This is a genomic window from Variovorax palleresanus, from assembly GCF_051144945.1.
Taxonomy (GTDB): domain Bacteria; phylum Pseudomonadota; class Gammaproteobacteria; order Burkholderiales; family Burkholderiaceae_C; genus Variovorax; species Variovorax paradoxus_S.
Genome location: NZ_JBJNVP010000002.1, coordinates 1 through 23,194 on the forward strand (window position 1 = coordinate 1; position 23,194 = coordinate 23,194).

The following is a 23,194-nucleotide window of genomic DNA, read 5'->3' on the forward strand; positions in this document are numbered from 1 at the left end:
CGAAAGGCCCCACCCCATGCAGAAACTCAAACTCGTGATGGTCGGCAACGGCATGGCCGGCGTGCGCACTCTGGAGGAGCTCCTGAAGCTCGCCCCCGACCTGTACGACATCACCGTCTTCGGTGCCGAGCCGCACCCCAACTACAACCGCATCCTCCTGTCGCCCGTGCTCGCGGGCGAGCAGACCGTGGAGGAGATCGTGCTCAACAGCTGGGAGTGGTACGCCGAGAACCACATCACCCTGCACGCGGGCAAGAAGGTGGTCGAGGTCGACCGCGTCAAGCGCATCGTGCGCGCCGTGGATGCGCAGGGCGCCATCACCGAGGCCGCCTACGACCGCCTCCTCATGTGCACCGGCTCCAACCCCTTCATGCTCCCGGTCCCCGGCAAGGACCTCCAAGGCGTCATCGCCTACCGCGACATCGCCGACACCGACTACATGATCGAGACCGCCAAGACCCACAAGCACGCGGTCGTCATCGGCGGCGGCCTCCTGGGCCTGGAGGCGGCCAACGGCCTGATGCTGCGCGGCATGAGCGTCACCGTGGTGCACGTCATGCCCTGGCTCATGGAGCGCCAGCTGGACGACGTGGCCGGCAAGCTGCTGCAAAAGTCCCTGGAAGACCGCGGCCTCACCTTCCGCATCGGCGCCCAGACCCAGGAACTCGTCGGTGGCGACGATGGCCGCGTCAAGGCCATCCGCTTCAAGGACGGCACCGAAGTGGCCGCCGACCTGGTCGTCATGGCGGTCGGCATCCGCCCCAACACCGAGCTGGCCGAGAAGATGCGCCTGCACTGCAACCGCGGCATCGTGGTCACCGACACCCTGCAGACCGTGACCGACGCGCGCATCTACTCGGTGGGCGAATGCGCGGCCCACCGCGGCATCGCCTACGGCCTGGTCGCGCCCCTGTTCGAGCAGGCCAAGGTCGCGGCCAACCACCTGGCCCAGTTCGGCATCGGGCGCTACCTGGGGTCGCTGACCTCCACCAAGCTGAAGGTCACCGGCATCGACCTGTTCTCCGCCGGCGAGTTCATGGGCGGCGAAGGCACCGAGGAGATCGTCATGAGCGACCCCTTCGGCGGGGTCTACAAGAAGCTGGTGATCAAGGACGACAAGCTGGTGGGCGCGTGCCTGTACGGCGACACGGTGGACGGCAGCTGGTACTTCAAGCTCTTGCGCGACGGGCGCAGCGTGCACGACATCCGCGACAAGCTGATGTTCGGCGAATCCAACATCGGCGACACCGGCCACGAGGGCCACAGCAAGGCCGCCAGCATGCCCGACGAGGCCGAGGTGTGCGGCTGCAACGGCGTGACCAAGGGCACCATCTGCAAGGCGATCAAGGACAAGGGCCTGTTCACGCTGGACGAGGTCAAGAAGCACACCAAGGCCAGCGCCAGCTGTGGTTCCTGCACCGGCCTGGTCGAGCAGATCCTGATGTTCACCGCCGGCGGCGACTACTCGGCCACGCCCAAGAAGAAGGCGGTGTGCGGCTGCACCGACGCGAACCACCAGGAGGTGCGGGAAGCCATCCGGAAGGAACACTACCTGACCCACGATGCGGTCTACCGCAACCTGGGCTGGCGCACGCCCAACGGCTGCGCGACCTGCCGCCCGGCGGTGAACTACTACCTGATCTCGACCTGGCCCAAGGAGGCCAAGGACGATCCGCAGAGCCGCTTCATCAACGAGCGCAGCCACGCCAACATCCAGAAGGACGGCACCTACTCGGTGATCCCGCGCATGTGGGGCGGCCACACCACGCCGGACGAGCTGCGCCGCATCGCGGACGCGGCCGACAAGTACAAGATCCCGACGGTGAAGGTCACGGGCGGCCAGCGCATCGACCTCCTGGGGGTGAAGAAGGAGGACCTGGAGGGGGTCTGGAAGGACATCGGCATGCCGTCGGGCTTTGCCTATGCCAAGAGCCTGCGCACGGTGAAGACCTGCGTGGGCAGCGAGTGGTGCCGCTTCGGCACGCAGGACTGCACGCAGATGGGCAAGGACCTGGAGCGGGCGCTGTGGGCGATGTATTCGCCGCACAAGGTCAAGCTCGCAGTATCCGGCTGCCCGCGCAACTGCGCCGAGGCCGGGATCAAGGACGTGGGGGTGATCGGGGTGGACTCGGGCTGGGAGCTGTACGTGGGGGGCAACGGCGGCATCAAGACGGAGGTGGCGCAGTTCCTGGTGAAGGTGAAGACGGCGGCCGAGGTGATGGAGTACTCGGGCGCGTTCTTGCAGCTGTACCGCGAGGAAGGCTGGTACCTGGAGCGCACGGTGCACTACATCGGGCGGGTCGGGCTGGACTATGTGAAGAAGAAGGTCCTGGAAGACGCGGAAGGCCGCAAGGCGCTGTGGGAGCGGCTGCAGTTCGCGCTGGATGGGGAGCCGGATCCTTGGTTCGCGTCGAGCCAGGCGCAGGTGGATGTGCGGCAGTTCACGCCCGTGGCTGTCGTGGACGAAGCGACCCAGGCAGCGTGAGCGAAGGAGCAACAGCAATGAACGACAACAACGAATGGAAAGTCATCTGCCGCGTCGAGGACATCCCCGTGCTCGGCGCCCGCCGCGTGGCGCGCCCGGTGGGCGTGGACGTGGCGGTGTTCCGCAATGCCGAGAACCAGGTGTTCGCGCTGCTCGACCGCTGCCCGCACAAGGGCGGGCCCTTGAGCCAGGGCATCGTGTTCGGCACCAGCGTGGCCTGCCCGCTGCACAACTGGGCCATCGGCCTGGACGACGGCTGCGCCAAGTCGCCCGATGAGGGATGCACGCCGAAATTTGCAGTGAAGGTGACTGAGGGCGTGGTGCATCTCGATTCGAACGAGCTCGCCACGCATGCGGTGGAGCTCGAGCGCCCGGTCGCCGGACCGGCCAACCGCGCCTGCCTCCAGGCCGAAGACACCGCCGCCTGAACTACAGCAGACGAACCATGAGCCTTACTCTCACTTCCTCGTCGCGCAGCGGCGATCGCAGCACGGGCATGCCGCCCGCGCACGGCCGCTGCACGCTCGTCGGCGCCGGCCCCGGCGACCCGGAACTGCTCACGATCAAGGCACTGAGGGCCATCCAGTCAGCCACCGTCTTGCTTGTCGACGACCTGGTCAGCGACGACATCGTCGCCATGGCGGCGCCCGGCGCGCGCGTGATTCACGTCGGCAAGCGCGGCGGCTGCAAGAGCACGCCGCAGAGCTTCATCGAACGGCTGATGATCATGGCCGTTCGCGAGGGCGAGCACGTGGTCCGGCTGAAAGGCGGCGACCCGTTCATCTTCGGCCGCGGCGGCGAAGAGGTCGAGCACCTGGCACAGGCCGGCATCCACGTCGAGGTGGTGAACGGCATCACGGCCGGGCTGGCCGGGCTGACTTCGCTCGGCGTGCCGCTCACGCACCGCACGCATGCGCAGGGCGTGGTGTTCATCACCGGGCATGCCAAGCCCGGATCGCCAAGGCCCGACTGGCGCACGCTGGCTGCCACGGCCCATTCGGCGCGGCTGACGCTGGTCATCTACATGGGCGTGTCGAGCGCAGGCTCGATCCAGGACGAGCTGCTGAGCGGACTGCCGCCAGAGACCCCCGTCGCGGTGGTGCAGAACGCGAGCCTGCCCTCGCAGCGGCACGCCGTGGGCACGCTGGCGACGCTCCGGCACACCATTGCCGACAACGGCCTTTCCAGCCCCTCCATCATCGTGGTCGGCGATGTGCTGCAGGGGCTGGCCGCCGCAAGTTCTCCCGCGCATGTTGCGCTGGAGAAGGCCGCCTGAGGGGGCGGCCCTCCCCTCGCCTGTCTTTCTTTCAGCTTCTCCAATCAAAACCAAAGCAACGCCATGGCCTATCTCCTGCCTTCCGAATTCGTCACCAAGATGGTGGACGCCGGTGAGTCCAAGATCTTCATGTCCACCCGCGACACGCTGATCCGCGCTTTCATGGCGGGCGCCATCCTTGCGCTGGCGGCCGTGTTTGCCGTCACCATCAACGTGCAGACCGGCTACTCGATCATCGGGGCCATCCTGTTTCCGGTCGGCTTCTGCATGCTGTACCTGCTGGGCTTCGACCTGTTGACCGGCGTATTCGTACTGACACCGCTCGCGCTCATCGACAAGCGGCCCGGCGTCACCATGGGCGGCGTGCTGCGCAACTGGGGCCTGGTCTTCGTCGGCAACTTCCTTGGTGCCTTCCTCGTCGCCGTGCTGATGGCGATCGTCTTCACCTTCGGCTTCACGAGCCCGCCGGACAAGGTGGGCCAGGTGATCGCCACCATCGGCGAGGCGCGCACGGTCGGCTACTCCGACCACGGCGCCGCAGGCATGCTGACGCTCTTCGTGCGCGGCATGCTGTGCAACTGGATGGTGTCCACCGGCGTGGTGGGTGCCATGATCTCCACCTCCGTTACCGGCAAGGTGCTGGCCATGTGGATGCCGATCATGGTGTTCTTCTTCATGGTGTTCGAACACTCTGTGGTCAACATGTTCCTGTTCCCGTCGGCACTGCTCATGGGCGGCAATTTTTCGATCATGGACTACATCATCTGGAACGAGATCCCGACCGTGCTGGGCAACCTCATCGGCGGCCTGTCGTTCACCGGCCTGACGCTGTACGCCACTCACGTGCGCACGGCGCCCAAGCGCGTCGCCCGCTGATTCCCAATCGACAGCCATCGTCGCGCCACGATGCGTCCCGGACTCGCGATATCGATCGGACAGCACTCCGACAAGGGACGCAAGAACGCCAACCAGGACTTCCACGGCGCCGCCCTGCCGGAGGCGTCCACCCGCCACGCGAAGGGCGTGGCCATCGCCATTGCCGACGGCATCAGCAGCAGCGACGTCAGCCACGTGGCCAGCGAGGCGGCGGTCCGCAGCTTCCTGACCGACTACTACTGCACCTCGGACGCATGGAGCGTGAGCCGCTCGGCGCAGCGCGTTCTCACCGCTACCAACGCCTGGCTGCACGCACAAACCCAGAGCGGCGGTGGCCGTTTCGACAAGGACCGCGGCTACGTCTGCACCTTCAGCGCCCTCGTCATCAGGTCGGCCACGGCGCACGTCTTTCACGTCGGCGACACGCGCGTCTACCGCTGGCACGCGGAGGCGCTCGAGCAGCTGACCGAAGACCATCGGGTGTTGGTGGCCGACGGGCACAGCTATCTGAGCCGGGCGCTGGGCGTCGGCCCGCACATCGAAATCGACTACCAGGCCGTGCCCGTCGAGAAAGGCGACGTCTTCCTGCTGACGTCAGATGGCGTCCATGAACACGTGGACGCCGCCGCCATCGGGGCCGCGCTGGCGGCCCATCCGGAAGACCTCGATGCGGCGGCAAGAACCATCACCGAGGAAGCCTATCGGCGCGGCAGCCCCGACAACCTGACGGTGCAGATCGTCCGGATCGACGCACTGCCCGACGGCGACTTCAATGAGCTGCACGCACAGCGCGCGGCACTCCAACTGCCTCCCGTCCTCGATGCACGCATGCGCTTCGACGGCTACACCATCGTGCGCGACCTGCACCGCAGCCACCGCAGCCACATCTACCTAGCGGTGGACGACGACACGGGCCAGAGCGTGGTGCTCAAGACGCCATCGGTCGACCTGCAGAACGACGAGGCGCACCTGGACCGCTTCCTGCTCGAAGAGTGGGTGGCGCGGCGCATCGACAGCGCGCACGTGCTCAAGCCGCATGTTCCGGATCGCAAGCGCAACTACCTCTACGTGGCCATGGAGTTCGTCGACGGGCAGACGCTGGCGCAATGGATGATCGACAACCCGCGCCCCAGCCTGGAGTCGGTGCGCGGCATCGTGGAGCAGCTTGCGAAGGGATTGCAGGCCTTCCATCGCATGGAGATGCTGCACCAGGACCTGCGGCCCGAGAACGTGATGATCGACCGCACCGGCACCGTGCGCATCATCGACTTCGGATCGGCCTGGGTGGCGGGCCTCGGCGACGGCACGCGGGCCGAGCCCGGCCAGATACTGGGCACGGTGCAGTACACGGCGCCCGAATACTTTCTGGGCGAAGGCGGCTCCGCGCGGTCCGACCTGTTTTCGCTGGCCGTCATCGTCTACCAGATGCTGACCGGGCGGTTGCCCTACGGCGCCGAGGTCGCTCGCATCCGGACGCGCGCGGATCAGCGCAACCTGCAGTACCGGTCCGCGCTGGACGCGCAGCGCGCCATTCCCGCATGGATCGACGAAGTGCTGCGCAAGGCCCTGCATCCCAACCCGCTGAAGCGCCACGAGGTGCTGTCGGAATTCGTGCAGGACCTGCGGCAGCCCCACCCGGATTTTCTGAACCGGCGCGGCACGCCGCTCGTCGAGAAGAATCCGGTGGTCTTCTGGAAATGCGCCACCCTGGTGTTGGGCATTGCGCTGATGGTGCTGCTTGGCGTGATCAGCCTGCGGGGCTGAGCCCGCGTCTCGTCAGCCTCTGTTCAGGCCGGCCGAGGAAATCAAAGCGCTTCTGTGCCGCCATGGTTTCGGGCAACACGTAGACCACGCCTCGGCGGCTGCCCAGCACGGGCTTGATGTAGGCATCGTAAAAGGCGGCCGGCACGTTGATGCAGCCGTACGAAATGCGGTTGTCGGCCACGGTCGGCGAGGCCAGCCGCTGCAGGCGGCGCTCCGATTTTTGGGTGGCGCGCACGCGGTGCATCGAAACCGCCGCCTCGTAATCGATCCAGACGATGTCCTCGCCCTTGATGTTGAGGCCCGGCTCCGTCTCGAAACGGCCCGCGGGCGTCGTGCGCTCTTCAGGCCGTATCTCCGACACCGGGCGTTCGCCGATGCCCGGCACCGAATCGTCACCGCGAGCCAGGCCCAGCAGCACGGGCGATGAAGCCTGCAGCCGACCCGCGGCGTCGAAGACGAAGACGCGCGCATTGCGCTTGTCGATGACCGCGAAAGGCGCGCTACGGTTGTCCGCAGCCGCAACGGCCGCCCGGGCGAGCCACTGCGCATCTTGCGCCGCGGCCGCCAAGGGGACTTGGGCGAACGCGAGAACAGCGACAGCGAGCATGGCAAGTTGCCTGCTCGCTGCGCCCGTTCCGGGCTTCACGGCATTCATGGGTGCGCCGCGTTCGTAGCGGGAGGCAGCCGCGCTCAGTTGCGGTCGGCGCGCGCGCGACGCATGGCAGGCGTGTCGCCCGAGGCCGCCATGGTGGTGCTGGAGCTGCTGCTCGTATCGGTCGAGCCTTGGGCCGTGGGCGGGGTGGTCCGGGTGGCGCCGCCGCTTTCCGGGGTCACGCCCGTGGTGCCCATCGCGCCGCCCGAGGGGCTTTGCTGGCCTGCAGCGGTGGCCGGATTGGGCGGCGCCGTGGTCGGCGGGTTGCCCTGGGCGAACGCGGCGCCTGCGGCACCGAGTGCAAGTGCGGCAATGAGTCTGGAAGTGCTGTTCATGGTCGTGTCTCCTGAAGAAAGCCGGCGGTGCCGGAAGAAAGAGGCCGTGCCGGACCGAATGCCCGACTTCAGGAAAGCTAGGTCGTTGCCGGCCGCGGCGGGTCAGCTTGCGGCGCGGCACGGTGTAGGAGAAGAGAAGCGCGAAGTAAACGGGGCTACCTCTACCCTCCCCTACCTCTTGGTATCCGGGTTACGCGCCTCCTCGGCCTTGTCCTGCGGCGCCTTCGGCAGCTTGACCTTCGTCACGGTGACGGACACCGGGTCGCTCGCGGGGAAGGACTCTTCCACCCCGCTGTCCAGCGCCTCTTCGCTGGGGGCCTGCTCGACCGGCTTGGCCGGCTCGCTGGCGGGCTTGCCGTGGTTCTTGGATGTGGGAAAGGGAAATGCCTTGTCCGATGTTTCCGTGGTCATGGGGACTCCTCGGCCGTGCCAGCTCCAGGCGTGGACGGCTGCTGGTTTGTGATTTCGGGCGACTCGCTCACTCTTCGCTGCTCCTGTTCAGTTGACGGGAAAAGGTAAAGAATGCAGCCATTCTGGAAGGGCTCCCAAAGACCAGCGTAGGACGACGCCAGCGTCCGTCAGTCGGAGCCATCCTCGCCCCAACGCCCTTTCGGCGTTGTTGAATCCTGTTGGGAGCCTGACTTTTGCCGACGTGCAACACCTGGCCGGCAGTGCCCCCGATTTGTTCGGTGCCACATGCACCTATTGACATTGAATGTGATAAATTCACATTTATAACAATATGAAACATTCATTGATGGGCCCAGCTGAATGAAAAAGCACTTGTTTTTGCAAAAGCAAAATGGCTTCACGCTGATCGAATTGATGATCACGGTCGCGATCATTGCGATCCTGGCGTCCATCGCGTACCCCAGCTACACGCAATACATCATTCGATCCAAGCGTTCTGCGGCCCAGGCACAGATGATGGAGATCGCCAATCGGGAGCAGCAGTTCCTGATCGCGAATCGCGGCTACGCCGACAAGGACACCCTCATCGCGAGCGGCTACACGCTGCCTTCGGATGTCGCCGCCAACTATGGCTACACGATCACCCTCTCGACCCCGGTTCCGGGCTTCGTTGTGACTTTCACGCCTACGGGAACCCAGGCCAGCGACGGCAACCTGACGCTCGACCACACCGGCGCCAAAACGCCCGCAAACAAATGGTGAAGCCCAGCACGCCCGTTGCCCATGCCCGCGCCCAGCGCGGCGCCACGCTGATCGAAGTGCTGGTCACGCTGCTGATCGTCGCTTTCGGGCTGTTCGGACTCGTCGGCTTGCAAGCCCGCCTCCAGTCGTCGGAAATGGAGTCCTACCAGCGTTCGCAAGCGCTGATCCTCCTCAACGACATGGCCAGCCGCATTGCAATCAACCGCCGCATGGCCTCCAACTACGTCACCACTGAGCCGCTCGGCACCGGGGTCGACTGCCCGGCCAGCACCGGCTCGCGCCAGACGGTGGATGCCATGGAATGGTGCAACGCCCTGAAGGGCGCGGCCGAAACTTCGGGCGGCAACAACCTCGGCGCAATGATCGGCGGGCGCGGCTGCGTGCAGGACATGGGCAACAACGAATACCTGATCACCGTCGCCTGGCAAGGCCTGGTGCCCATCGCCGCGCCGCCTGAGGGCGTGTCCTGCGGCAAGGACCAGTACGACGCCACCGCCGCGAGCCCGTCGGCCCCCGCGCCGGCCTGCTCGAGCGACAAGTGCCGCAGGACCGTGACCACGCTGGTCCGCATCGGGGCGCTTTCATGAGGCCGGCCCGCCAAGCGAGCGCCGGGAGGCATCCTGCCCGCCCTCCCCAGGCATCCCGGCTCCAGCGCGGCCTGACCCTGATCGAGCTGATGGTGTCGGTCATCATCATGCTGATCGTGTTGGCGGCGCTGATCGCGCTGTTCCTCAACGTGAACAGCACCCAGCGCGAGATGGTCAAGGTCAACCGCCAGATCGAGGGCGGCCGGCTCAGCGTCTTCGTCCTGGAGAACGAGGTTGCGCACGCGGGCTTCTGGGAAAACTACATGCCCGAGTTCGACGATCTCACGGTCAGCAGCGCACCCACGAAGGTGCCTACGGGCGTGGCGCCCGATCCGTGCCTGGCCTATTCGGCAGCTACGTGGACCGACGACTACAAGCGCAGCCTGCTCGACATCCCGGTGCAAGCTTACGACGCCGTGCCCGCCAGCTGCGCCGCCCTGCTGACCAACAAGAAGGCCGGCACCGACGTGCTGGTGGTGCGCCATGCCGAGACCTGCGTGGCAGGCATGCCCAACTGCGAAGCCGACTCGCTCGGCAAGCTGTACTTCCAGTCGACGTTCTGCGGCACGCAGAAGCCGTCGGACTTCGATCTCAGCACGGCGGGGTTCACCACCATGCTGGCCAAGAACTGCACGGCGGCGGCACCCAAGCGCAAGTTCATTTCCGACATCTACTACGTGCGCACCTACGCCGAGACGGCCACCGACGGCATTCCGACCCTCATGCGCTCGCGCTTCGACCTGTCGGCCACCGGCCTCGCACAGCAGCCGCCGGTTCCGCTCATCGAAGGCATCGAAGGCTTCCGCGTGGAGCTGGGCCTGGACACGCTGAGCAAGACCGGCGCGGCCGTGAACTACACCCAGGCCATCGCCTGGGCCGATCCGGCCAACCGGTCCACGCCCACCAACCGCGGCGACGGAAGCCCCGACGGCAATTTCGTCCACTGCAGCACGGCGTCGCCCTGCACGTCGGACCAACTGATCAACGTGGCCTCGCTCAAGCTCTACGTGGTGGCGCGCAGCCTGGAAACCTCTCCCGGCCATACCGATGCACGCACCTACAACCTGGGGAGCGCGACCATCGGCCCCTTCAACGACCACTACAAGCGGCACGCGTTCACCACCGCGGTTCGCCTGACCAACGTGACAGGCCGCAGGGAAACGCCGTGAAGAAGATGCCGTCGACATTCCACAAGCACCGCCAAGGCGGCGCGGCGCTGATCGTCGGGCTGATCATGCTGGTGCTGATCACCCTGGCCGTCACGGCGGGGTTCACGCTCAGCAGCACCAACCTCAAATCGGTCGGCAACATGCAGAACCGCAACGAGGCCGTGGCCGCAGCCAACCGCGCCATCGAGGAGGTCGCGACCTCCTTGCTGCTGCCCGGCGTCGACGGCTCTCCTTCTCTTGCCGCGCCGCAACGCACCCAAAGCCTGGTCGACATCAACAACGATGGCACCACAGACTACACCGTGGACATCGCAGTCCCCACCTGCGTGCGTGCCACCAAGACAACGGACACCGGCGGTAGCACCTCCGGCATTGGCGGCATCGGAGGCAACTCGTCCACTGCGGGTTCCGGCCTCGCCTCCTTGCCCGACCAATACAACTCGGTATGGGACATCAGCACCACCGTGACCGACACCCGTACCGGCACTTCCACCGCAGTGCGCCAGGGCGTGCGGGCGCTGTTGAGCAAGGCGCAATTCGACGCGCTGTGCTCGTCCTAGCCATGCCCATCCTCCGAATGATCACGACGATGAACGGATCGCAATCATGAAAAAGAACCTCTTCCGGTCGCTTTGCGCCACCGCGATGCTGATGCTCGGCCTGGGCTCGGCGCAGGCGGAAGACATCGATCTTTTCGTCGGCTACAACCAGACCGTCACAGGCAAGCCGAACGTGCTGTTCGTGGTGGACAACACGGCCAACTGGACGCCGCTCTTCGCCACCGAGATGGAAGCGCTGGCAGCCGCCTTCGACGGTCTCGAGGACGGCGGTTTCAATGTTGGGTTGATGCTCTTTACCGAAACGGGCAACGGCAACTCGAACCTGGATGGCGCCTACGTGCGCGCCGGCGTGCGCCTGATGGACGCCGCCACCAAGGCCAAGTACAGCGCGATGATCCGCACTCTCGACGTGAATGCCGACAAGTCCAACGGCGGCAAGGCCGGCAAGATGATGGCGGAGGTCTACCGCTATCTGGCTGGACAGGCGCCACTGGCCGGGAACAACAAGCTCAAGGCCGACTACAGGGGCAATGTCTCCACTTATGGTCAGGGCAACAACGAATCCGCTGGGTCCGTCGCGTCCAGGGCGGTCTGGGCGCTTCCTGGCAATCCACTGAGTGCATTCGGCGGCACCACCTACACCGCCCCGAACACCGCCAACTGCGTCGGCACGTTCGTCATCTACATCAGCAACGGCGCCGCACAGGACAACAGCAGCGACACCACGATATCGGCCAATGCACTGCGCTTGGCCGGCGGGGACGCGACGACCATCCCGCTCGAGGTGAGCGGCTCGCAGGACAACATGGCCGACGAGTGGGCCAGGTTCCTGAAGAGCAGCATGGGCGTCAGCGTCTATACCATCGAAGCGGCCATTGCCACCGGGGGGCAGGGGCCGGGCTGGACCGCACTGCTCGAGAACATGGGAAAGGTAAGCAATGGCGGGTACTACAAAGCCGCTGGCGCGACTAACCTGGGCAAGGCCTTGAGCGATGCGCTCGACGACATCTTCAGCAAGATCCAGTCGGTCAACAGCGTGTTCTCGTCCGTAAGCTTGCCCGTGAGCGTGAACACGCAGGGCACCTACCTGAACCAGGTGTTCGTGGGCATGTTCCGGCCCAACGATTCGGCCCTTCCGCGCTGGAACGGCAACCTCAAGCAATACAAGCTGGGCCTGCAGAACAACCAACTGGTCTTGCAGGATGCGGCCAGCGCCAATGCCATCAATAACCAGACCGGCTTTATTGACCCGTGCGCACGAAGTTTCTGGACACCGACCGCGCTCAACGACTACTGGAGCTTCAGTCCTTCGGGCGACTGCATTCGCACCGGGGTGACAAGTGCAGCCATGAAAGCCTCGGACACCCCCGATGGCAACGTGGTCGAAAAAGGCGCGCAGGGCTACATGCTGCGGCAGGTGCTTGCCGCCAACCGCAACGTCAAGACCTGCACGCCGGGCGCCTGTTCGGCTCTCACGAGCTTCGCCAATGAAAACCTGGACATCACTACAGATGCGCTGGGCGCGCAGACCGATGCCGCACGCACCGCGATGATCAACTGGCTTCGAGGCCTGAACAACAAGGCCGAAGAGACGAAAGACGCTGCCGGAAATTTCACGACCTCCACCACCGCGATGCGCCCCTCTGTGCACGGCGACGTGGTGCATTCGCGGCCGGTGGCCATCAACTACGGCACCGATGCCGCCCAACAGGTGGTGGTGTTCTATGGGGCCAATGACGGCATGCTGCGCGCCATCAATGGCAACCAGGACACAGCCATTGGATCGGCGGCGCCCGGCGGCGAACTGTGGTCTTTCGTGCCGCCGGAGTTCTACGGCAGCATCAAGCGGCTGTACGACAACAGCCAGCGCATCAATTTTCCTGGCGTCCCTGCCACCTCGAGTCCCACCGCACCCAAGCCCTATGGCATGGACGGCCCGATGGCAGCCTACCGCCAGGGCACGTCGGCATGGCTATACGCCAGCATGCGCCGCGGTGGCCGCATGATCTATGCATTCGACGTATCAAGCGTGGCGTCGCCTGTCCTCAAATGGCGCCGCGGCTGCCCGAACCAGGACAACGACGACGAATGCGGCACCGGCACGAACGACATGAGCGGCATCGGCCAGACCTGGTCGGCCCCCAAGATCGTGAAAGCCAGCGGCTACGGTGCCGGCCTCACGCCCATCGTGATGTTCGGCGGTGGCTATGACAAGTGCGAAGACGTCGACGCCATAGAATCCCCTGCTCCCTGCGGTGCCGCGACGAAGGGCAAGAAGATCTACGTGCTCGACGCCAGTACGGGCGATGTCCTGAAGACCTTCGACACCGACCGCGCGGTCAGCGGCGAGGTCACCATCGTGAACGACAGCGCAGGCTTGGCCAAGTTCGCCTATGCGGCAGACCTCGGCGGCAATGTCTATCGCATCACCATTGGCACTGCCATACCGGGCAGCTGGGAAATGACCAAGATCGCCTCGCTCGGCTGCGATGCCCCCGTGACCACGTGCACGCCCAACCGCAAGTTCATGTTCGGCCCCGACGTGGTCGAAGACAACGGGATGTACGTGCTGCTGCTGGGCTCGGGCGATCGCGAAAAGCCGCTGCGTTCCTACGCCGGTGCGCTCAGCGTCTCCAACCGTTTCTACATGATGGTGGACAAGCCCAGCGACAACACCTGGCTCACGACCGAGGCCAGCAAGTGCGACGGCTATTCGCTGCTGTGCCACAACTCCCTGTTCGGCATCACGGGCACGGCGACACCTTCGGCGGCCGACCTCGAGGCAAAGAAGGGGTGGTACCTGGTGCTCGCGGCCGGCGAGCAGGTGGTGACTTCGTCGGTCACGGCCTATGGCAACACGACCTTCAATACCCACACTCCCACCAGTCCGACCGTGAGCCAGTCGTGCCGGGCCGACCTGGGAACTGCCAACGTGTACAACGTCTCGTATCTCGATGCGGGGGGGCAGAACGACGGCGCCCGCTTCCAGAACGTGATCGGCGGCGGCCTCGCGCCTTCACCCGTGGTCGGCCGCGTCATGGTCGACGGCACTTTGCGCGACGTGGTGATCGGCGCCAACCCCGACTCGTTCCTGAGCCCGAAGGGCGCCGCGGTCAAGGCTGCCTTCAAGCAGCCCAAGGGCCGTGTCTACTGGTTCATCCAGAAATAAGGGACAAGGTGCAGAGCATGGCAGGAACGCGCACCCGAGGTTTCACGCTCGTCGAGCTGATGGTCACCATCGTGGTGCTGGTGGTGCTCGTGTCGATGGCCCTCCCCTCCTTTGACTACATCAAGCTTTCGAGCCGGTTGAACTCCTACTCGACCGACCTTGTCGCAGGCAGCCAGGTGGCGCGCAGCGAGGCCATCAAGCGCAATGCGCAAGTGACGCTGTGCGTCTCGTCCAACGGCACCAGCTGCGCCACTACCGGCCAATGGGAGACCGGGTGGATCGTCATCAGCGGCACGCAGGTGATCCAGAAGCAGCCGGCCACCGCCAGCGGCTACCAGATGCGCGACGGGGCCGGCCTCAGTGCCCTCGCCTTCGAGCCGACCGGCGTCGGCGCCACGGCGGCCAACTTCACGATCTGCCGCTCCAGCCCCGTGGGATCCCAGGAGCGGGTGGTCAAGGTCAGCGCAACCGGCCGCAGTTCGATCACCCGGACCAGCACCGGCGTCTGCGGCACCTGAATACGTAAGTGCGGTTTTTTGTGACATCCTCGGCCACACGAGGACAATAGTGCACCAAGGTGCATGGCTTCAAGGCCTTGCCGGCCGGAGCCGCCGCACCATGCACTGCACAAAAACACAGCTTTCACTTCATGGAACATCAGTTGGACTGGGCACTTGCCGCCTGCGCCCGCATCCTGCGGCCGGTGGTCAGGCTCGCCCTTGCCATGGGGGTGAAACATCCGCACCTGGAAGTCCTGCTGCGTGACCTGTTGCTGGAGGAGGCCACGCGCTCCTGGCGCAAGCAGGGGGTGGCCAAACCCAACATCAGCCAGTTGTCCGTCACGACAGGGCTGAATCGCAAGGCCGTGACCGCCAAGGTGCGCGACACCGCGGACGCCCTGCCCCACACCGAGCTGTCGGCCGCGGCCAAGACTTTCACGCTGTGGCTGCAGCTGGTGTCGGAAAACCAGGCTTTGCAACGCCTGCCGATCACCGCCGACGGGGCCGGTGCGCCCTCCTTCGAAACCGTGGCCAAGCTCGGCAGCCGCGGCAACGTGCACCATCGCACCATCCTTGACGAACTGGTGCGCCTGAACATGGTGGCCGAAGAGGACGGCTGCGCCGAACTCAAGGTCGATGGCTTCGTGCCCGAGGGCGACCTGCAGTCGATGCTGGCCTTTCTCGGAGACAATGGCCGCGACCACCTGCTGGCCGCGGTGTCCAACACCCTGGGCGAGGAGCCGCGGATGCTCGAGCGCGCGGTGTTTGCGCGCGGCCTCAGCGTGCAGGATTGCGAAAATATCCATCAGATGATGCGCGAACGCTGGTCTGCCATGCACCTTGAACTGGTGGGCGAAATGACGCGCGCGGTCGACCGGGCTCCGAGCGGCGCCAAGGGGCGTATCCGCGTCGGGATCTACACCTACTATGAAGACGAGGCGGCGCCGAATGCGCCGGCGGTCGCTCCCAAGCGGGAAGAAGAAAGAGAAAGTACACGATGAAAACCCACCACCGATGGATGCGCAGCATCCTCTTTGCCGGAGCGATAGCCTTGCTGCTCTCTTGCGGCGGAGGCGGCGGCGGGGGTTCCACGGGGAGCCTGGGTAACCTCAACAGCAGCAGTAGCTCGTCGGGCACCGGAAGCGGCAGCTCGGACGGAACGGGCACGGGCAGCACTGGCACCGATGGGACGGGCACCGCGGGCGGTACGGACGGTTCGGGCGGCACCGACGGCACGAGCACCGCGGGCAATGGCAGCGACGACGGGTCGGGCGTGGGATCGGGCGGCACCGGCGTGAGCACCGCCGACGCAACCGGCGTCGGCTCGGTCGGCGGGCTGGGCAGCATCATCTTGAACGGCGTTCGCTACGACACCGACACCGCAACCACCAGCCTCGAAGACACCACCGAACTGCAGATCGGCATGAGCGTGCGCATCGCCGGCAAGATCGACAGCGAGTTCACCGCCGCCACGGCGCAGCAGGTTGCTTCGGCCGCCGAATTGCGCGGTGCCGTGTCGGCCATCGACGTGACGGGCGGCAGCTTCGTGGTCATGGGCACCACGGTCACCGTCGACAACGCCACCGTGTGGAGCAATGTCAGCGGACTGGCGCAGGTCGCCGCAGGCGACGTGGTGCAGGTCTGGGGCCTGCCCTCTGCGCCGGGCAGCTTGCGCGCCACGCGCGTCGAACTGAAGCCGGCATCGACCGAGCCGCTGGTGACCGGCACCGTGCAGAACCTGGACCTGATCGGCCAGCGCTTCACGCTCGGCCAGCTCACGGTCCGGTACACCGGCGCCGTGTTCTCCGGCGGCATCGATCAAGCCACGCTGGCTGAAGGCGCCATCGTCCGCGTGCGCGGCAGCGTGGCGCCGATTGCGGGCTTGTTCAGCGCAACCAAGGTGCAGGGCTGGTATGCCATACCGACGCAAAACGCCACAGCGGTGCAGCTCGCGGGAGTCGTCACCGATTACAACGGGATCGGTGACTTCAAGGTGCTCGGTACAGTGATCAACGCTTCAAATGCGCAGATTCCCCCCGGCCAACTGACTTCGATCGGCAACGGCGTGAAGGTGGAAGTCGACGGCTTCATGAGCAACGGCATTCTGGTCGCGAAAAAGCTGCGCGTCCGCAACATTCCGGGCGTCGGCGGGCCGGTGGTTTTCACTGTAATTGGCCCGATTGCTCACTATCAATCTGCTTCCGACTTCATGGTGAAAGGACAGCGTGTGAATGCCGGCGGCTCTGGAACAGTATTCGAAAACGGTACGGTCGCCGATCTCGCCAATCTGCCCCCCGGCCGCCAAATCGCTGTGGTTGGCAACGCCGTGGTGGACGGCGTGCTGATCGCGCAGACAGTCAGCTTCCTCCCGCCTTGACGAAGCTCGCCGGCCCGACGAGCCCGAACTCAGTCGCCGGAGACCGCATCCGAACTGGTTTCAGCGCACCAGCAGCACGGGCACCGTGCAGCGCGCCAGCACCTTCATGGCCACCGAGCCCAGCACGAAGTTGCTCAGTGCGCCCTGCCCGCGCGATCCCATGATCACGAGGTCGAACTTTCCGTTTTCCGCAAACGCGGAGATCTCGTCCGCCGCATGGCCGACCTTGTGCGCAAAGGCCGCCTCGATGCCGCGCGCGGCCAGCGCGGCGCGCACCGGCTCCAGGACGACGCGTGCCTCGTCTTGGTAGTAGCCGTGCACGAGGTCGGGCCCCGCGAATGCGGCTGCCCGGTGCGGTACCGCAAGCACCGCATTGAAGACCGTGAAGGCATGGCCCGCATGCGACCATTCCTTGTGCGCGGCCAGGTAGTCGAGCATGCGCGCGGTGTATTCGCTGCCATCCACGGCAAGAAGAATTTTCATGGTGTCCCTCTGGTTGATCGTGTTCGATGGCCGGATGTTCGCCGCCAGCAGAGGAGTCCGCCTTGCGCCAGATCAAGCCTCGGCGCCCAGCCCGATTGGCGCGGGCACGATGTTCACGATGCGGCTGAAGAGCGCCTCGTACTCGCGCTCCGGGGGATATCCGGTGAGCGGATCGCGGTTGCGGCCGAATGCCTCGTCGAGCTCGCGCCAGTCGTCGGCAGTCAGCACGCGTTCGGCGAGCGGCAGGATTTCGCGCTCCTCGAGCGCCATGTGGTTCAGGTAGAAATCCACGTATTGCTCCACGGCGTTCTCGAAGGCTGCGCGCCGCGAGTCGCCCAGCATTTCGAAAGCCAGCAGCGCATGCTCGACGTTCCGGATCTTTCGCTCGCCCCACGCATGGTCGTTGTCGAGCCGGTCCATCAACTCGCGCGATATCGGTGTCCTGGCGCGCAGCTTCGGAAACAGCAGCTCGCTTTCCTTGCGGTGGTGGCGCTTCTCGGGAAATTCGTCGACGTAGAACAGCATGGCCCGAAGTGACGTGAAGTCGGGCCGGGTGCCTTTGCGGCGGTGCTGCTCGAGCAGCATGACGATGGAGCGCAGCATGGCGGCCAGTGCCGCGTGCTCCTGGCGAATGATGCGAATGGTGGCGTGGGTCGTCATGAAGGGCTCCTGTGCGTCCCCCAAGAGTCTCAGCTCCAGGCCCGCGCAGGCTTGCTGCAGATCAAACGCCGCGCATCCCGTTCGATCTTTTTTCGCCCTTTCGGCGACGCATTCTCTTGATCGGCATCAAGCGGCGTCGCACGCCGGTCCCGATACTGGCCGAATCACCATCAGAAGCAAAGCGAGGACGCCATGTACCAGCGAATTCTTGTTCCTGTCGATGGAAGCTCGACATCCGCGCACGGCCTTGACGAGGCGATTCGCCTTGCCGAGGTCACCGGAGGGCGTCTGCGCTTGATGCACGTCATCGACGAGCTTTCCTTCGCCCTGGCGATGGACGCCTATGCGGGCCACTCGGGCGACTGGCTCCAGGAGTTGCGCAACGCTGGCACCCAGTTGCTCGAAGAAGGCAAGGCGAAGGCCGCCGCGGCAGGCGTCGAGGCCGATTCGGTGCTGTGCGACAACTTCCGGGGCGCCGTTCCCGACCGGGTCACGGCCGAAGCAGCTTCATGGCCCGCGGACCTGATCGTCCTTGGAACGCATGGACGCCGCGGCCTCGGCCGCATGGTGATGGGCAGCAGCGCGGAGCACATCTTGCGAACCGCGAACGTGCCCGTGCTGCTGGTGCGCGCACCCGAAGCGCGCGCCAAGGCCGACGCGGAGCGCTTCGCCATGCCGAACGGCACCGTGGCCAGCGAGTAAGCCGGCCGGCGCCGCCGCGCTCTCTCGCTCTCTCGCTCTCTCTATTACCCGTCCAGCGGAACACCGCCGCCGAAGCGGCTGGTCCACTGGTCCCACAGCTCCTGCTGGACGGCCTTGGCCGACTCTTGCCAGGCGGCAAGCATTCCCAGCTGGATCTGCTGCGCCTGCAGCGCGCTGGTGCCGCAGGCCGCCTGCCAGTCGAGCACCGAGCGAAGGTAAGCATCGGTCCATGCCGATGCCAGGGGAACGTTGCTGTCCATGTGACTCTCCTTGTTCCTGAAGGTAAATCGTGCAAGCAACACGCTTGCAGGTTGCCCCTAGCCCATCGGGCCGCCGCCCGGTCAAGCGTACGAACGCAGGCGCCTGGAGAACTCGGCCAATGGCGCGATGCCGCTGGCTTCGGCACGCTGGCACCAGTCCTGCAATTGCCTGACGAGCTGTTCGCCCGTGGCGGCGGAACGGCTCCACAGCGCGGTCAATTCACGGCGCATCGAATACATCGTATCGAGCGCCTGCGATCCGCGCAAAGCCATGGCGAGCCGCATGCGCCGCGACTCGTCGAGCATGCGCTCATCCTTGGCCAGCCAGCGCTTCACGGACTGCAGCGAACGGGCGTCGGCCGGCGACAGGCGCCGCAGCCGGCCGAACTCTTCCGCGTAAGCCTGCTTCAAGGAGTGCGCGTAGCTCGAAAGCACGTCGTAGTGGCACCGGATGACCGCCTGCACGGTTTCCAGGTCGACGGCGGGCTTGGGCGCGGCAAGCCGCGGTGTCGGCGCCACGTGCTTCACTGTGGCAAGGCCAAGGGCCTGCAGCACGCGGATGTAGAGCCAGCCGATGTCGAACTCGTACCACTTGCTCGACAGCTTGGCCGAGGTGGGAAAGGCATGGTGGTTGTTGTGCAGCTCTTCCCCGCCAATCAGGATGCCGATGGGCGAGATGTTCGTGCTGGCGTCCGGCGCGGGCCAGTTGCGATAGCCCCAGTAGTGGCCGATGCCGTTGACCACGCCGGCAGCCCAGAACGGAATCCACGCGATCTGCGCAAGAAGAACGAGCCCGCCCGGCACCACGCCGAAGAGCGCCATGTCGAGCAGGCCCATCAGCACGATGCCGAGGATCTTGTGCTGCGAGTACAGCTTTCGTTCGATCCAGTCGTCGGGCGTGCCGTGGCCGTAGCGCGCGATGGTCTCGGCCTTGTTCGACTCGCGTATGTAGAGGAACACGCCGCGCCACAGCACCCGGTTGATGCCCAGCACCTGCGGGCTGTGCGGGTCTTCCGGGGTGTCGCACTTTGCGTGGTGCTTGCGATGTACCGCAGCCCACTCCTTCGTCACCATGCCCGTCGTCAACCAGAGCCAGAAGCGGAAGAAATGGCTGGCGACCGGATGCAGATCCAGCGCGCGATGGGCCTGGTGGCGGTGCAGGAAGATGGTGACCGAGGCAATGGTGACGTGCGTCAGCGCCAGCGCCACGAGCACCGCGCCCCACCATGGGAGATCGAAAAAACCCGAGAAGAACAATGTTTGCATGAGTGCCTTTTGGTCATTTGGCCTTTTGAACAGTCGCGGCATTCTGCAAAGCGGCCGGTGCGGGGACTTTGATGCAGGTCAAGGCCGCGGCCGCAGGCCCGCCGCAAGATCGATCAAGGCGCCATCGGGCGGTTTGCAGGCATCGCGCTTGCCGTCAGTACGCACAGACCATGGGGTTTCATGCGGGGTGCGTTGACAACCACGATGGCCGGCTCAAACTCGCGAGAAGCCCGTTGCAGCGCGCCCCACACGTGCTCCTTTTTTTGAAAGGTTTGAAATGAACCCCGATATTCAACTCAGGCACGAGGTCTTCGCTCAGCTGAACTGGGACCCGGCGGTGTTCGGGTGCGACGTCGACGTGCGCGTGAAAGACGGCGTGGTCACGCTGCAAGGCAAGGTCGCCAGCGAAAGCCTGAAGCTCGCGGTCGAGCGCGCCGTGCGCCGCGCGGAAGGCGTCACCACCATCGTGAACAGGCTCATCGCGGCAGCGGACGCAGCCGACTGCGCGAACGGTGCCGAGCTGCCGGGCGTCGAAAGATGACAGCGGCGGCGGAACAATCCGACTTCGCACTGCTCGACGCCTGGTGGCGGGCCGCTAACTACCTGTCGGTGGGCCAGATCTACTTGATGGACAACCCCTTGCTGCGCGAGAAGCTGAGCCTTTCGCACATCAAGCCGCGCCTCCTGGGCCACTGGGGCACCACGCCCGGCCTCAACTTCGTCTACGCGCACATGAACCGGGCCATCAAGGCCCGCGAACTTGACGCGCTGTTCATTGCCGGGCCGGGCCACGGCGGACCGGGCGTGGTCGCCAACACCTACCTCGAAGGCACCTACAGCGAGGTCTACCCCGACATCAGCCAAAACGCCGATGGCCTGAAACGGCTCTTCACGCAGTTTTCGTTTCCGGGCGGCATTCCGAGCCACGTGGCACCCGAAACGCCGGGCTCCATCCATGAAGGCGGAGAGCTGGGCTACTCGCTGCTGCATGCCTTTGGGGCCGTGTTCGACAACCCCGGCCTGCTCGCCTGCTGCGTGGTCGGCGACGGCGAGGCGGAGACCGGCGCGCTCGCGGCAAGCTGGCATTCCAACAAGTTCCTGAACCCCGCGACCGATGGCGCCGTGCTGCCGGTGCTGCATCTCAACGGCTACAAGATCGCCGGCCCCACGGTGCTCGCGCGCATCGGCGACGAAGAGCTGGCGCAGCTGATGCGGGGCTATGGCTACGAACCCTCTTTCGTCTCCGGCCATGAACCCGCGCAGATGCACAGCCTGATGGCGGCCGCGCTGGACAAGGCGCTGGACGACATCCACGCCATCCAGACGCGTGCCCGGAAGGACGGGTTCCGCGAGCGCCCGCGCTGGCCGATGATCGTGCTGCGCTCGCCCAAGGGCTGGACCGGGCCGCGGCAGGTGGACGGGATTCCGGTCGAGGGCACGTTCCGTTCGCACCAGGTGCCGCTGACCGGTTTTGAGGGCAAGTCGGAGCACGTCGGGCTGCTCGAAGAGTGGATGCGCAGCTACCGGCCCGAGGAACTGTTCGATGCCGACGGCGTGCTGCGGCCCGAGATCGCTGCGCTGGCGCCCTTAGGCCCGAAGCGCATGAGCGCCAATCCGCACGCCAACGGCGGCCTGCTGCTCAAAGACCTAGCCATGCCGCCCTTTCACGACCACGCGGTGGCGGTGGCCAAGCCAGGAGCAACCGATGCCGAAGCCACGCGCGTCGCCGGCGAGTTTCTGCGGGACCTGATGCAGCGCAACGAGGCCGCCCGCAACTTCCGCGTGATGGGTCCCGACGAAACCGCGTCGAACCGGCTCGGTGCCCTGTTCGAGGTGACCGGGCGCACCTCGACCGCCCGGATACTCGAAGGCGACGATCACATGTCGCCCGACGGCCGAGTGATGGAAGTGCTCAGCGAGCATCTCTGCCAAGGCTGGCTCGAAGGCTACCTGCTCACCGGGCGCCATGGCTTCTTCTCGTGCTACGAGGCCTTCATCCACATCATCGATTCGATGTTCAACCAGCATGCCAAGTGGCTCAAGGTGTGCCGCGGCATCGGCTGGCGGCGGCCGATTGCATCGCTCAACTACCTGCTCACGAGCCATGTCTGGCGGCAGGACCACAACGGCTTCAGCCACCAGGACCCGGGCTTTCTCGACCACGTGGCCAACAAAAAGTCGGAGGTGGTTCGCGTCTACCTGCCGCCCGATGCCAACACCCTGCTCTCGGTGGTCGACCACTGCCTGCGCAGCCGCGACTACGTGAACGTGATCGTCGCCGGCAAGCAGCCCGCCCCGCAGTGGCTGGACATCGAATCGGCGGTGCGCCATTGCACGGTCGGCCTGGGCATCTGGACCTGGGCCAGCAACGACGAAGGCAGTGCGCCCGACGTGGTGATGGCCTGTGCGGGCGACGTGCCCACGCTGGAAACCATGGCGGGGGTCGACCTGCTGCGCGAGATGCTTCCGGACCTGAAGGTGCGCGTGGTGAACGTGGTCGACCTGATGGCGCTGCAGGCGCCAAATGCCCATCCGCACGGGCTATCGGATGCGGACTTCGACGCCATCTTCACCACCGATTGCCCGGTCATCTTCGCGTTCCACGGCTATCCCTCGCTGATCCACCGGCTGACCTACAAGCGAACCAATCACGACAATTTCCACGTGCACGGCTATTGCGAAGAAGGCACCACCACCACGCCGTTCGACATGACCGTGCTCAACCGGCTCGACCGCTTTCATCTGGCCGCCGATGCCATCAGCCGCGTCGAGCGCTTTCGCAACAGCGCGGGCCACGTTCAACAGCACCTGCGCGACAAGCTGCTGGAGCACCGCGCCTACATCACCGTCCACGGCAAGGACATGCCGGAGATCTCGGACTGGCGCTGGAAATCTTGAGC

At 65.5% G+C, this 23,194-nt stretch carries 23 protein-coding genes; 16 read left to right on the forward strand and 7 right to left on the reverse strand.

Annotation, left to right across the window (positions count from 1 at the left end; genetic code table 11):
- Window positions 1-16: 16 nt before the first annotated feature.
- The 5 genes from nirB (at window position 17) to ACJ7Z0_RS03765 (ending at window position 6,401) form a co-directional block, all read left to right on the forward strand.
- Complete coding sequence (nirB, locus tag ACJ7Z0_RS03745; protein WP_434788768.1) at window positions 17-2,485, forward strand: nitrite reductase large subunit NirB; 2,469 nt, start codon at window positions 17-19, stop codon at window positions 2,483-2,485.
- A gap of 17 nt (window positions 2,486-2,502) precedes the next feature.
- Window positions 2,503-2,913 carry a nitrite reductase small subunit NirD gene (nirD, locus tag ACJ7Z0_RS03750; protein ID WP_434788769.1) on the forward strand — a complete coding sequence of 137 codons (411 nt, stop codon included), beginning with the start codon at window positions 2,503-2,505 and terminating at the stop codon, window positions 2,911-2,913.
- A gap of 68 nt (window positions 2,914-2,981) precedes the next feature.
- Entirely contained in the window at window positions 2,982-3,761 is a 780-nt protein-coding gene (gene cobA / locus ACJ7Z0_RS03755) for a uroporphyrinogen-III C-methyltransferase (RefSeq protein WP_434792599.1), read from the forward strand.
- A gap of 63 nt (window positions 3,762-3,824) precedes the next feature.
- On the forward strand, window positions 3,825-4,637 hold the full coding sequence (locus ACJ7Z0_RS03760; RefSeq protein WP_431131414.1) for a formate/nitrite transporter family protein: 813 nt from the start codon (window positions 3,825-3,827) through the stop codon (window positions 4,635-4,637).
- 30 nt (window positions 4,638-4,667) lie between these two features.
- Window positions 4,668-6,401, forward strand: coding sequence for a bifunctional protein-serine/threonine kinase/phosphatase (locus tag ACJ7Z0_RS03765; protein ID WP_434788770.1), 1,734 nt, complete (start codon window positions 4,668-4,670; stop codon window positions 6,399-6,401).
- On the opposite strand, the gene ACJ7Z0_RS03770 is transcribed toward ACJ7Z0_RS03765, so the two are convergent.
- The 3 genes from ACJ7Z0_RS03770 to ACJ7Z0_RS03780 form a co-directional block, all read right to left on the reverse strand.
- Window positions 6,385-7,008 carry a L,D-transpeptidase gene (locus ACJ7Z0_RS03770; protein ID WP_434788771.1) on the reverse strand — a complete coding sequence of 208 codons (624 nt, stop codon included), beginning with the start codon at window positions 7,006-7,008 and terminating at the stop codon, window positions 6,385-6,387. The genes ACJ7Z0_RS03765 and ACJ7Z0_RS03770 overlap by 17 nt on opposite strands.
- A gap of 83 nt (window positions 7,009-7,091) precedes the next feature.
- Window positions 7,092-7,388 carry a proteophosphoglycan ppg4 gene (locus tag ACJ7Z0_RS03775; protein WP_434788772.1) on the reverse strand — a complete coding sequence of 99 codons (297 nt, stop codon included), beginning with the start codon at window positions 7,386-7,388 and terminating at the stop codon, window positions 7,092-7,094.
- Between the two features lie 171 nt (window positions 7,389-7,559).
- A complete protein-coding gene (locus ACJ7Z0_RS03780) occupies window positions 7,560-7,799 on the reverse strand; it encodes a hypothetical protein (RefSeq protein WP_434788773.1) in 240 nt (79 codons plus the stop codon).
- A gap of 360 nt (window positions 7,800-8,159) precedes the next feature.
- Here ACJ7Z0_RS03780 and ACJ7Z0_RS03785 point away from each other — a divergent pair, with 360 nt between their 5' ends.
- The 8 genes from ACJ7Z0_RS03785 (at window position 8,160) to ACJ7Z0_RS03820 (ending at window position 16,923) form a co-directional block, all read left to right on the forward strand.
- Window positions 8,160-8,561, forward strand: a complete 402-nt coding sequence (locus ACJ7Z0_RS03785) for a type IV pilin protein (RefSeq protein WP_434788774.1) — start codon at window positions 8,160-8,162, stop codon at window positions 8,559-8,561.
- The gene (locus ACJ7Z0_RS03790; protein ID WP_434788775.1) at window positions 8,555-9,148 is read left to right on the forward strand and encodes a prepilin-type N-terminal cleavage/methylation domain-containing protein; all 594 of its coding nucleotides are present in this window, start codon (window positions 8,555-8,557) and stop codon (window positions 9,146-9,148) included. The genes ACJ7Z0_RS03785 and ACJ7Z0_RS03790 overlap by 7 nt, the downstream gene beginning before the upstream one ends.
- A complete protein-coding gene (locus tag ACJ7Z0_RS03795; RefSeq protein ID WP_434788776.1) occupies window positions 9,145-10,317 on the forward strand; it encodes a PilW family protein in 1,173 nt (390 codons plus the stop codon). Before ACJ7Z0_RS03790 ends, ACJ7Z0_RS03795 begins: the two co-directional genes overlap by 4 nt.
- A 5-nt stretch (window positions 10,318-10,322) precedes the next feature.
- Entirely contained in the window at window positions 10,323-10,877 is a 555-nt protein-coding gene (locus ACJ7Z0_RS03800; RefSeq protein ID WP_434792600.1) for a pilus assembly PilX family protein, read from the forward strand.
- A 46-nt stretch (window positions 10,878-10,923) separates the two neighbouring features.
- Entirely contained in the window at window positions 10,924-14,046 is a 3,123-nt protein-coding gene (locus tag ACJ7Z0_RS03805) for a pilus assembly protein (protein ID WP_434788777.1), read from the forward strand.
- 17 nt (window positions 14,047-14,063) lie between these two features.
- Window positions 14,064-14,564, forward strand: a complete 501-nt coding sequence (locus ACJ7Z0_RS03810) for a GspH/FimT family pseudopilin (RefSeq protein WP_434788778.1) — start codon at window positions 14,064-14,066, stop codon at window positions 14,562-14,564.
- 131 nt (window positions 14,565-14,695) lie between these two features.
- Entirely contained in the window at window positions 14,696-15,547 is an 852-nt protein-coding gene (locus tag ACJ7Z0_RS03815; RefSeq protein WP_434792601.1) for a DUF6502 family protein, read from the forward strand.
- Window positions 15,544-16,923, forward strand: coding sequence for a DUF5666 domain-containing protein (locus ACJ7Z0_RS03820; RefSeq protein WP_434788779.1), 1,380 nt, complete (start codon window positions 15,544-15,546; stop codon window positions 16,921-16,923). The genes ACJ7Z0_RS03815 and ACJ7Z0_RS03820 overlap by 4 nt, the downstream gene beginning before the upstream one ends.
- A 60-nt stretch (window positions 16,924-16,983) precedes the next feature.
- On the opposite strand, the gene ACJ7Z0_RS03825 is transcribed toward ACJ7Z0_RS03820, so the two are convergent.
- Both ACJ7Z0_RS03825 and ACJ7Z0_RS03830 read right to left on the reverse strand, forming a co-directional pair.
- Complete coding sequence (locus ACJ7Z0_RS03825) at window positions 16,984-17,406, reverse strand: universal stress protein (RefSeq protein WP_434788780.1); 423 nt, start codon at window positions 17,404-17,406, stop codon at window positions 16,984-16,986.
- A 72-nt stretch (window positions 17,407-17,478) separates the two neighbouring features.
- Entirely contained in the window at window positions 17,479-18,066 is a 588-nt protein-coding gene (locus ACJ7Z0_RS03830) for a hemerythrin domain-containing protein (RefSeq protein WP_434788781.1), read from the reverse strand.
- Window positions 18,067-18,258: 192 nt separating this feature from the next.
- Here ACJ7Z0_RS03830 and ACJ7Z0_RS03835 point away from each other — a divergent pair, with 192 nt between their 5' ends.
- Entirely contained in the window at window positions 18,259-18,768 is a 510-nt protein-coding gene (locus ACJ7Z0_RS03835; protein ID WP_434788782.1) for a universal stress protein, read from the forward strand.
- Between the two features lie 44 nt (window positions 18,769-18,812).
- On the opposite strand, the gene ACJ7Z0_RS03840 is transcribed toward ACJ7Z0_RS03835, so the two are convergent.
- Both ACJ7Z0_RS03840 and ACJ7Z0_RS03845 read right to left on the reverse strand, forming a co-directional pair.
- A complete protein-coding gene (locus ACJ7Z0_RS03840) occupies window positions 18,813-19,028 on the reverse strand; it encodes a hypothetical protein (RefSeq protein WP_431131442.1) in 216 nt (71 codons plus the stop codon).
- Between the two features lie 81 nt (window positions 19,029-19,109).
- Window positions 19,110-20,294, reverse strand: coding sequence for a DesA family fatty acid desaturase (locus ACJ7Z0_RS03845; protein WP_434788783.1), 1,185 nt, complete (start codon window positions 20,292-20,294; stop codon window positions 19,110-19,112).
- Window positions 20,295-20,571: 277 nt separating this feature from the next.
- Here ACJ7Z0_RS03845 and ACJ7Z0_RS03850 point away from each other — a divergent pair, with 277 nt between their 5' ends.
- Entirely contained in the window at window positions 20,572-20,835 is a 264-nt protein-coding gene (locus ACJ7Z0_RS03850; RefSeq protein ID WP_434788784.1) for a BON domain-containing protein, read from the forward strand.
- Window positions 20,832-23,192 carry a phosphoketolase family protein gene (locus ACJ7Z0_RS03855; RefSeq protein ID WP_434788785.1) on the forward strand — a complete coding sequence of 787 codons (2,361 nt, stop codon included), beginning with the start codon at window positions 20,832-20,834 and terminating at the stop codon, window positions 23,190-23,192. The genes ACJ7Z0_RS03850 and ACJ7Z0_RS03855 overlap by 4 nt, the downstream gene beginning before the upstream one ends.
- Window positions 23,193-23,194: the final 2 nt, after the last annotated feature.